Raw genomic sequence first — 10,371 nt, forward strand, 5'->3', positions numbered from 1 at the left:
AAACGCGCGCTCCACACTCCGCACGACCTTCGTCCCGTCACCCATCCCAACACCCCTCACCAGATCAGGTGTTGCGACGACCGCTTGAACCCGCCGCACTGGGAATTGTCAGGGCCCAAGAGCAGGTGTACGTGCGCGTGGTCCTGACAGGTCGCGGGCGGTCAGTCGGCGCGGCGTGCGGCGTCGAGCTGGGACTCCAGGTGGAAGACCTCCTCGAGCTGGACGAAGCCCTCGTCGGGGCGCCCCTCGGCGGGCTCGAAGAAGTCCTTCATGGCGGCCTGCCAGCGCTCGTTCACCTCGCGGGCGGCCATGTCGCGCTGGGCTCGCTCGTAGTCATCGGTACGCAGGACGCCGACGAGCAGGCCGTCGGCGCCGAGGAACAGGCGGTAGTCGTGCCAGCCGGTCTCTGCCAGCGCCTCGAGCATCTCGGGCCAGACGGCGGCGTGCGCTGCCTTGTACTCGTCGAGGCGGTCGCGTCGTACGCGGGACACGAAACAGACGTGCGTCGTTGCGCCGTCGTCGGTGAAACGGTTCATAGCATGAAACCTAGCAACACGCGACGGCGCCGGGCAGCAACCAGGCCGGCACCCAGGTACCTCTACGCTGGAGCCCAGGCGCGACGACGCGCCCGAACCCGAGGAGCAGCCCATGACGACGACCGCCCCCCGCCGCCGCGCGTCGATCAGCGACGTCGCGCGCCAGGCCAAGGTGTCGGTCGGCACGGTCTCGAACGTGCTCAACCGTCCGGACCGCGTCTCCCCGGCCACGCGCGAGCGGGTGCTCGCCGCCATCGACGACCTCGCGTTCGTGCCCAACGGGTCCGCGCGCCAGCTCCGCGCCGGCACCATCACCACGGCGGGCGCCATCGTGCTCGACGTCTCCAACCCGTTCTTCACCGACGTGGCGCGCGGCATCGAGGACCGCCTCGAGGAGGCGGACTACACCCTCATGCTCGCCAGCTCCGACGAGAAGCCGGAGCGCGAGGCCCGCTACCTGCGCCTCTTCGAGGAGCACGGCGTGCAGGGCGTCATGGTCGTGCCGGCCACGCAGGACCTCGAGCACCTCGAGACCCTCCGCGCCCGGGGGCTGCGGGTGGTACTGCTCGACCGCCCGTCGCCGGTCGACACGCTGTCGTCGGTGGCCGTCGACGACCGCGCGGGCGCCGCCGCCGCCGCGCGCCACCTCGTCGACCTCGGGCACGAGCGGATCGCCTTCCTCAACGGCCCGCACACCATCCGCCAGTGCGCCGACCGCAGCGCCGGCCTGCACGACGCGCTCGTGGAGCTCGGCCTCGACCCCGTCGAGGCGCTGGTCGAGATCACGATCTCCACCCTCAACGCCGACGGCGGCCAGACCGGCACCGAGCAGGTGCTCGCGCTCGCCGAGCGCCCGACGGCCACGATGTGCGTCAACGACCTCACCGCCCTCGGGGCCCTACGCACGCTCCGCGCCGCCGACGTCCCCGTGCCGTCCGGCATGGCGGTCGTGGGGTACGACGACGTCACCTTCGCAGGCGAGCTGGCCACGCCGCTGACGTCGGTGCGCCAGCCGACGCACCAGCTCGGCCACCGCGCGGCGGACCTGCTGCTGGACCCGGACGACGTCGTCGAGCAGGTGACGTTCCAGCCCGAGCTCGTCGTCCGCGAGTCCACGACCGGCGTCGGCTGAGCCGCAGCGCCCGCCTGCCGACCGCGCTCCTGCGCTCGGGGCGCCGCCCACCGAGACCGGTGGGTGCCGGCCATCAGGGCTTAGAGCACCTCAAAGCGGGCAAACATGACCTATTCAACATAGCGGAGGCCATCGGCATGAAAGCGTCGAGTTGCATCAGATGCAAGAGCTCGCACCTGTGTGCGATGACGACGTCGCCACAGGTCAGCAGGGCCATTCTCACGTCTCGCGTGTGCCGTCCACTGGTCGACTCTTGCTGCCTCACCGCAGGTCACCCTAGGTTTCGTGCATCAGATGCATGATTCCCCGGAGGGATGGTGACGTGGTCGAGACTCTCGGGTCGGTTCCGATGCGGGGCACGCATCTCCACACCGCCTCCCGGTGGACGCTCGGGGCCATCCTCTTTCTCTCCATCGCCACGGCTTCGGGCTGCGCGACCCTCGAGGCTGCCGTCGATCGCACGGCGTACTGCCGACCGGAGGACCCGGTCGTCACTCCGCAACGCGTCGCACCCGGCGACGAGCTGCACGTCGAGACCACCGGGCGAGAAGCCGGCGTGGACTGCGAGTCGCGCATGCCGGACCGCGCACGCTACGCGGTCTCGATCATGTCCGAGATGCCCGATAGCGACCCGGCCATGGGCCGCTACAGCGCCGCCCTCGGAGTGCTGGATCCGAGCAGCGACGGAGCTGCTCAAGGAACCGTCCGGATCCCCGCAGACATCCCAGCCGGCAAGGCGGAGGTGTCCCTCAGCCTCCAGGGCGCCAAGACGATCTGTGAGCTCGATCCGAGCATCGGCTGCGCCAAGAACCCCTTCGCTCCGATCGACGTCAGCGACTGACTGTCGCTGCGGAGAGCAGCGAGGACGCTGCCTCGCAGGGCGGCGCGTCACCGATGAGTAGTGAGGACGAACTCTGTCAGAACCGACCGATGCTGAGGTGCGCCAGAATCCGGTTCTGCATGTCTCCGACACCCGACGCGAGCGGACGTTGCTGGCAGGCCGGCGGGAGCTCCGTGAGGCGCAGCTCGTGGTGAGATGCGGTCATGTTCGTCCGCTTCCAGTCGCCACTCCCCGGCAAGCGCGGTGTACACACCGGCGTCTTCGTGCTCACCAACATCCTCGGGTACGCGGAACGTCTCACGCCCGACGAGCATGCGACGTGGCGGGCAGGGAACGACTGGTACAACGCCGCCTACCCGAACCCAACGGACACCGACCCCACCATCTACGACGTGACCGCGAACCCGCGCGCCACGGCGTGGTTCAAGGAGTCAGCAACCCACCTCATCGAGCGGGTTCCGCCCTACCTGGCGATCCTCGAGGCGCATGGTGTGGAATGCGTCCGGGTCGAGTCGGACGACCCGGGGCGCGTGATCTACGAGGACGACGTCCAGATCGTCGTCGTGCCCCACGACCCGACCGCGTCGACCTCGTTTCATCCCTCGACCTGACGACAGCGGGCGGGACGGCCGTGCGAGTATTCGGGTCCACCGCGAGAGATGGGGACGGTCATGGACGCGACGCAGGAGCGGTGGGCCGCCGTGGGGACAGGTGCCGTGATCGTCGCTGTGATGGCCGGAACGTGGTTAATGTGCGATAACGCCCTCGCATGGCGCGACACCTTCCGACTTGAGGATCTCGCCTACGCGCGCAACCAGGTTGATGACTTCGAGGCGTACCGATCCGGTGGTGTCTTCGAGTCCGGGACGGCGTGGGCCGCACTCGTCATCGTGCTGATGGCAATCGTGCTTACCACCGTGGCCGGTGTACGCGCCGGCAGATGGCGTCTCACATTCGCAGCCGTTAGTGCCGCCTGCCTCATGGCCTTGGTGGCCGCCGGCGCGGTGTTGCCGTTCGGCCCGTTGGTCCTCCTGGTCTCCGTGCTTCCTGCCACGGCCGCCGTGCGTAGCTTGTCCCGGCCGGCGAACGAGCGCAGCCTCGCCGATACGAAGATGCGCGGCCTGTAGTCGCCGCTTCCGAGCCCCGGATCCGACGAGCCGGGTGAATACGTCGCCCGCGCCCGCAGCGTCCGTCCAGAACCGACCGTTAGTGAACCACCGCTCGTCGCTCAACAGCACGCCGTCGACGCGCCGTTCAAAACACCGCGTCAAAACCCCGCTGGCTCAAAACCTTCGTCAGGGGTTTCGGTACGGCCTGGCGCCATGAGCATCCTCGTCGGGTACGCGCGAATCTCGACCTGGCGTGGCGGTCTTATCAACCTTGACCTCGACGGTCACCTCGACGTCGTGCCCGGCCGTGCGCAGCGCGGCCGCGGTGGCGAGGCGACACGGTCGTCGGCAAGCGCTTCCCCGTTGAATCGATACATGACAGACTCGGGTCATGCGACGACGCACGACACCGGAGTCCACCCCGATCCCCCGCCCCTGGAACGCCGGCCTCGACGGCCTCGGCTTCGGCGGCGACTACAACCCTGAGCAGTGGCCGCAGGACGTGCGCCTCGAGGACCTCGAGCTCATGCGCGAGGCGGGCGTCACGATCCTCAGCGTGGCGATCTTCTCCTGGGCCACGATCGAGCCGCGCGAGGGTGAGCTCGACTGGGCCTGGCTCGACGAGACGATGGACCGGCTGCACTCGGCCGGCATCCGGGTCGCGCTCGCCACCGCCACCGCGTCGCCGCCGCCCTGGCTCACCCGCCAGCACCCCGAGATCCTCCCCCGGCTGGCCGACGGCACCGTGCTGCAGCAGGGCGGCCGCCAGGCCTACGCCGTCACCCACCCCGTGCACCGCGACTACGCGCTGCGCATGACCACCCGCATCGCCGAGCGCTACCGCGACCACCCGGCGCTCGCCGTCTGGCACGTGGACAACGAGATCGGCTGCCACGTGTCGCGCGACTACTCGGACTCCGCCGCGGCGGCGTTCCGCGACTGGCTCCGCGCGCGCTACGGCACGGTCGACGCCCTCAACGAGGCGTGGGGCACCGCCTTCTGGTCGCAGCGCTACGGGTCGTTCGACGACGTGCTGCCGCCGCTGGTCGCGCCGACGTTCGCCAACCCGACGCAGCAGCTCGACTTCCACCGGTTCTCCTCCGACGCGCTGCTCGACTACTACCTCGACCTGCGCGACACGCTGCGGGAGATCACGCCCGACGTGCCCGTCACGACCAACCTCATGGCGACGGCGCACTGCCGTGGCATGGACTATTTCTCGTGGGCGCCGGAGCTCGACGTCGTCGCGAACGACCACTACACGTACCCCGCGGACCCCGAGCGGCATGTGGACCTCGCGTTCTCCGCCGACCTCACGCGGGGCGTCGCGGGCGGCGCGCCGTGGATCCTCATGGAGCACTCGACGTCGGCCGTGAACTGGCAGCCGCGCAACACGCCCAAGGCCCCGGGCGAGATGCTGCGCAACTCGCTGCAGCACGTGGCCCGCGGCGCGGACGCGGTGATGTTCTTCCAGTGGCGCCAGTCGAGGGCCGGCGCCGAGAAGTACCACTCGGCGATGGTGCCCCACGCCGGCCGGGACTCCGACGTCTGGCGCGACGTCGTGACGCTCGGCCGCGCGCTGCGGGCGCTGGGCGAGGTGCGCGGCTCGCGGGTGCGGTCGCGCGCGGCCGTCGTCGTCGACTACCCGTCGTGGTGGGGGTCGGAGCTCGACTCGCACCCCACGCAGGACCTGCGCTACATGGACCAGGTCCAGGCCTGGTACCGGGCGCTCTGGCGGCTCGGCGTCACGACCGACCTCGTGCCGCCGGGCGCCGACCTCGACGGCTACGACCTGGTCGTGCTGCCCACGACGTACGTCGTCACGGACGACGACGCCGCGAACGTGGCCGCCGCCGCCGAGCGCGGGGCGACCGTCGTCGTCACCTACTTCTCCGGCATCGTCGACGAGCACGACCACGTGCGCCTCGGCGGCTACCCGGGCGCGTTCCGCGACCTGCTCGGCGTGCGCACCGAGGAGTTCCACCCGCTGCAGCAGCCCGAGTCGGTCCGCGTGGTCGGCAAGGCCGTCGGGGGCGAGGCCACGGCGGACCTGTGGACCGAGAAGACGCACGTCGCCGACGGCACCGAGGTGGTCGCGTCGTACGACGACGGCGCTCTCGCCGGGCGCCCGGCGGTCACCCGGCGCGAGGTCGGGGCGGGTCGGGCGTGGTACGTCGCGACGAGGCTCGACGACGCAGGCCTGGGCGCGCTCGCCGAGCGGCTGGTGGCCGAGGCCGGCGTGAGGCCGGACGTCGTCGCGCCGGCGGGCGTGGAGGTCGTGCGGCGGTGGGCCGACGACGGCGCGACCGGTGCCGCGACATCGTGGCTCTTCGCCATCAACCACACGGACGCCGACGCGACGCTCGGCACGGCGGACGCCCCGGTGGCCGGCACGGAGCTGCTGAGCGGCGACACCGTCGAGGGCAGCCTCACCGTGCCCGCCGGCGCCGTGCGCGTGGTGCGGGTCGACGGATGACGGACCCGCACCCGCGCCTGCCCGGTGACGGGCCGGTGGGGCCGTACGCGTTCGTGTTCTGGAACGACGACCTGGACGACGCCGGCGTGGTCGCGCAGCTCCAGGAGATCTCGGAGGCGGGGTTCGTCGGCGTGACCCTGAGCGCGCGCGTCGGGCTGAGCCGGCGGGTGGGTTACCTGACGGACGAGTTCCTGCGGCTCGTGCGCGTCGCGGTCGACGAGTGCGCCCGGCTGGGGCTGGCGGTGATGCTCTACGACGAGGCGTCGTACCCGTCCGGCTCCGCCAACGGCGCCGTCGTGGCGCGTGACCCGGCGTCCGCCGCCCGGTGCCTGGTGCCGGTGACGCATGACGTCGAGGTGCCGGCCGGCGCGCCGAGCGACGATCCCGCGGACGCCGGGTACTGGCGCCCCGCGCTGGGCCGCGACCTCGACGCGCGGCTGCTCGCCGTCGTCGGACGACGGTCGGACGGCGCGGGCGGCGTCGTCGGCGACGACGCCGTGCTGCTGCCGGTGCGCGCGCCGGGGTTGGTGCGGCTGGACCTGCCGCCCGGCGCGTGGCGCGTCACGGCGGTGTTCGACGCGGCCAGCGGGGGCACGATCCGCGGGGCGCACGCGGAGCAGGACGACGGGTCGGCGCTCGCGCCGCCCGCGGCGGACCTGCTGAACCCGGACGCCGTCGCGGCGTTCCTGGAGCTGACGCACGACGCCTACGCCGCCGCGCTCGGGGAGCACCTGGGCACGACGGTGGTCGCGATGTTCACCGACGAGCCGTTCCTGCTGGGCCGCGGGCACCGGCCGCTCGCCCGCCCGTACACGCCGGGGCTGGAGGCGGAGGTCGCCGCCGCCCTGGAGGTCGACGTCGCCGACGTGCTGCGCCGGCTGCCGGAGCTGTGGGACGGCGAGGGCACGCGCCCAGGCGGCACGGACCCCGACGCCACGGGGTTCGTGCGTGACTGGGACGACGCCGTCCGGGCGCGGCTGCACCGCGTGTACTACGACGCGCAGGCCGCGTGGTGCGCCGCGCACGGCCTCGCGCTGACCGGGCACCCGGCCGAGCCGGACGACCTGGCCACCGCCGCGCGGCTGCACTGGCCCGGGCAGGACACGGTGTGGCGCTGGGTGCTGCCCGGCGACGATGCCGCGACCAGCGGCATCGACGGCCCCGAGAGCACGGCGCCGAAGGTCGCGGCGAGCGCCGCCAGGGCCCGCGGTGGGGTGCCGGCGGTGACCGAGGTGCTCGGTGCGTACGGCTGGCGTCTCAGCCTCGACGAGGCGCGCTGGCTGCTGGACTGGTACCTGTCGCGCGGGGTGACGACGCCCGTGCTGCACGCGTTCTTCTCCTCCGTGCGCGGCGGGCGGGCGTTCGAGAGCGAGCCCGACCTGGGCCGGTGGAACTCCTGGTGGCCGCACCTGCCGCCGCTGGTCGGGTACGTGCGGCGGGTGGCGCAGCTGCTCGACGACGCGCCGCCGGTCTGGCCGGTCGGCCTGCTGAGCCGCCCCGACGCCGCGCCGTCGGGCCCGGTGGTGCGTGCGTTGCTGGAGGCGCAGGTCGACTTCGGGTACGTGGACCGCGACGACGAGCGCGCGGCCGCGGGGTACGTCGTCCTGCTCGACCCGGACGACGTACCCGACGCCGCCGCGCTCGACGTCGTCAGGCTGAAGGAGCGGCTGCGCGCGGCGGGCGCCCCGGTGGTGGACGCCGAGCCCGCCGCGCCCGACCTGCGGGCCGTGGTGCTCTCCGACGGAGCGGGGTACGTCGCCTTCCACGAGGGAGAGGCGCCGATCCGCACCTGGCTGCGGCTGCCGTCCGTCCCCGACGACGCGTGCTGGTGGGACCCTTTCACCGACACCCGGCACGCCGTCGAGCGCGACGACCACGGCCGCGTGCTCCTGGAGCTGGAGCGCCGCCGCACCCTGGCTCTGGTCCCGGCCGTCGGGCACCCCGTCGCCCCGGTCGGCCCGGCGGCGGGGCACCGCCTCGAGGTCACCGGCTGGCGCGGCACGGTCGAGCGCGTGCTCGGCGACCCGGACGCGTTCGCGGACGACCCGGACGCCGTCGTGCCCGCGCACGTGGGGCTCGGCGACTGGACCCGGGTTCCCGGCCTGCGCCGGCTCTCCGGGTCCGTGCGCTACTCGGCCGAGGTGGACGTGCCGGACGGCGCGGGCGCCGCACGACTGGAGCTCGGCGTCGTGGGCGAGGCCGCGACGGTCAGCGTGGACGGCGTCGTCGTCGGGCACGCGCCGTCCGCACCGTACGTCGTGGACCTCGGCGTGCTCGCCCCGGGCACCCGCACCCTCGACGTGCTGGTGAGCAACAGCGCCGCGAACTACTACGAGGGCGACCGGCGCCCGTCGGGTCTCATGGGACCGGTCGCGCTGACCTGGTGATCCCCCGCTCGCCACAATTCTCTGGCGGCGCGGGGCGGTGGTGCGTAGGGTGCAGCGCGATGGGAACTCTGTGAGCACACCGACGCCGACGCGTCGAGCAGGTCGGACGACACTGCTCCGCGTCGGCGTTCGCACGCCCGCCGTCCTCCACGACCGCCGACGCCGGCGACGGAAGGAGTCCCGCCCGTGGACCCGTCACAGCTCACCCTCACCGACATCACCCTGCGCTACGCCGACCGCGTGGTGCTCGACCGCCTGTCCCTGACCGTCTCGCCGGGCGAGCGCGTCGGCGTCGTCGGCGACAACGGCTCCGGCAAGTCCACCCTGCTGGCCGTCGTCGCCGGCCTTCTGGAGCCGCAGAACGGCACGCGCGTCGTGCGTGCCCCGGGCGGGCTCGGACACCTGCCGCAGACGCTCGACCTCCCGCCCAGCAGCACCGTCGCTCAGGCGATCGACGTCGTGCTGGCGGACGTGCGCGCGCTGGCGGCGGAGGTCGCCGCGCTCGAGGACCGGCTCGGTACGCTCGGCGGTGCCGCCCTGGACGACGCGCTGCGGCGGTACGCGGAGCTCACCGCGCGCTTCGACGCCCGCGACGGCCGCGGCGCCGACCGCCGCGTCGACGTCGCGCTCCACCGCCTCGGGCTGCCCGGCCTGGACCGCGGCCGGGCGCTCGGCACCCTGTCGGGCGGCGAGCGCTCGCGCCTCGCGCTGGCGGCGACGCTCGCCGCCGACCCCGAGCTGCTGCTGCTCGACGAACCCACCAACGACCTCGACGACGACGCCCTCGACTGGCTCACCGAGCGGCTGCGGGCGCACGACGGCACCGTCGTCGCCGTCACCCACGACCGCGCGTTCCTCGCGGACCTCACGACGACGCTCGTCGAGGTCGACGGCGGTCGCGCGCGGCGCTACGGCACCGGGTGGTCGGGGTACCTCGCGGCGAAGGAGGCCGAGCGCGAGCAGCTGCGGCTGGCGTACGAGCGGTGGCGCGCGGACCTCGACCGGCAGCGGCGGATCGCGGCCACCAACGTCGAGGCGATGGAGCAGATCCCGCGCAAGGTCCCCATCGCGTCGTTCGGGTCGGGGGCGTTCCGCCTGCGGTCACGGGCGCACGGCGCCACCGGGCGCATCCGCAACGCCAAGGAGCGGGTGCGGCGCCTCACCGACGACCCGGCCGCGCGGCCCGCCGACCGCGCCGTGTTCCGGACGGACGTCGCCACCGCGGCGCCCGTCGGCGACGGCGGGGGCGAAGGGACCGTCGAGCTCGACGGGGTCGAGGTGCGCGGCCGGCTCTCGGTCCCCCGCCTCACGGTGGCCGCCGGCGAGCACGTGCTGGTGACCGGGCCGAACGGTGCGGGCAAGAGCACGCTGCTCGGGGTGATCGCGGGCGAGGTCGGGCCGGACGCCGGGACGGCCCGGGCCGAGGGCGCCGTCGGGCACCTGCGGCAGACGGGCGCGTCCGCCTCGGACGACGGCCGCACCGTGCTGCACGCCTTCGCCGCCGGGCGTCCCGGCGACCTGGAGGAGCACGCGGAGGCGCTGCTCGCCACGGGCCTGTTCCGCCCCGACGACCTGCCCCGGCCGGTGCGCGAGCTGTCCCAGGGGCAACAGTCGCGCCTCGAGCTGGCGCGGGTCGTCACCACCACGACGGACGTGCTGCTCGTGGACGAGCCGACCAACCACCTCTCCCCGGCGCTCGTCGAGGAGCTGGAGAGGGCGTTCGCGGAGTTCGACGGCACCCTCGTCCTCGTCTCCCACGACCGCCTGATGCGCGAGCGCTTCCGCGGCCGCCGCCTGGTGCTCGACGACGGCCGCGTCGTCGCGGACGCTCCGTTGCCGAGATAGAGAACCCGACTCGCCGAGATAGAGAGGCCGGGGGCGCCGCGACCG

At 73.2% G+C, this 10,371-nt stretch carries 8 protein-coding genes; 7 read left to right on the forward strand and 1 reads right to left on the reverse strand.

Annotated features, from left to right (window positions below; all coding sequences use genetic code 11):
* Window positions 1–161: 161 nt before the first annotated feature.
* A complete protein-coding gene (locus tag ACFCZN_RS20880) occupies window positions 162–536 on the reverse strand; it encodes an L-rhamnose mutarotase (protein ID WP_429765137.1) in 375 nt (124 codons plus the stop codon).
* 112 nt (window positions 537–648) lie between these two features.
* Here ACFCZN_RS20880 and ACFCZN_RS20885 point away from each other — a divergent pair, with 112 nt between their 5' ends.
* From ACFCZN_RS20885 to abc-f, 7 genes are all read left to right on the forward strand, one after another.
* Entirely contained in the window at window positions 649–1,668 is a 1,020-nt protein-coding gene (locus tag ACFCZN_RS20885) for a LacI family DNA-binding transcriptional regulator (protein WP_429765139.1), read from the forward strand.
* A 322-nt stretch (window positions 1,669–1,990) separates the two neighbouring features.
* Window positions 1,991–2,509: a hypothetical protein gene (locus tag ACFCZN_RS20890; protein ID WP_430558031.1), complete on the forward strand. Its 519-nt coding sequence runs from the start codon at window positions 1,991–1,993 to the stop codon at window positions 2,507–2,509.
* Between the two features lie 203 nt (window positions 2,510–2,712).
* A complete protein-coding gene (locus tag ACFCZN_RS20895; RefSeq protein ID WP_430558032.1) occupies window positions 2,713–3,120 on the forward strand; it encodes a hypothetical protein in 408 nt (135 codons plus the stop codon).
* Between the two features lie 60 nt (window positions 3,121–3,180).
* Window positions 3,181–3,636, forward strand: coding sequence for a hypothetical protein (locus ACFCZN_RS20900; protein ID WP_430558033.1), 456 nt, complete (start codon window positions 3,181–3,183; stop codon window positions 3,634–3,636).
* 373 nt (window positions 3,637–4,009) lie between these two features.
* A complete protein-coding gene (locus tag ACFCZN_RS20905) occupies window positions 4,010–6,094 on the forward strand; it encodes a beta-galactosidase (protein ID WP_430558034.1) in 2,085 nt (694 codons plus the stop codon).
* Entirely contained in the window at window positions 6,091–8,481 is a 2,391-nt protein-coding gene (locus tag ACFCZN_RS20910) for a hypothetical protein (RefSeq protein WP_430558035.1), read from the forward strand. Before ACFCZN_RS20905 ends, ACFCZN_RS20910 begins: the two co-directional genes overlap by 4 nt.
* 186 nt (window positions 8,482–8,667) lie before the next feature.
* On the forward strand, window positions 8,668–10,326 hold the full coding sequence (gene abc-f, locus ACFCZN_RS20915) for a ribosomal protection-like ABC-F family protein (protein WP_430558036.1): 1,659 nt from the start codon (window positions 8,668–8,670) through the stop codon (window positions 10,324–10,326).
* Window positions 10,327–10,371: the final 45 nt, after the last annotated feature.

This window comes from Isoptericola sp. NPDC056134 (genome assembly GCF_042264825.1).
Classification (GTDB): Bacteria; Actinomycetota; Actinomycetes; order Actinomycetales; family Cellulomonadaceae; genus Isoptericola; species Isoptericola nanjingensis.

Excerpts from the sequence above, each read along its gene's own strand:
- ACFCZN_RS20900 (WP_430558033.1), top strand. The coding sequence starts at position 3,181 with ATGGACGCGACGCAGGAGCGGTGGGCCGCCGTGGGGACAGGTGCCGTG.
- ACFCZN_RS20910 (WP_430558035.1), top strand. The coding sequence starts at position 6,091 with ATGACGGACCCGCACCCGCGCCTGCCCGGTGACGGGCCGGTGGGGCCG.
- ACFCZN_RS20880 (WP_429765137.1), bottom strand. The coding sequence starts at position 536 with ATGAACCGTTTCACCGACGACGGCGCAACGACGCACGTCTGTTTCGTG.
- ACFCZN_RS20885 (WP_429765139.1), top strand. The coding sequence starts at position 649 with ATGACGACGACCGCCCCCCGCCGCCGCGCGTCGATCAGCGACGTCGCG.
- ACFCZN_RS20895 (WP_430558032.1), top strand. The coding sequence starts at position 2,713 with ATGTTCGTCCGCTTCCAGTCGCCACTCCCCGGCAAGCGCGGTGTACAC.
- ACFCZN_RS20905 (WP_430558034.1), top strand. The coding sequence starts at position 4,010 with ATGCGACGACGCACGACACCGGAGTCCACCCCGATCCCCCGCCCCTGG.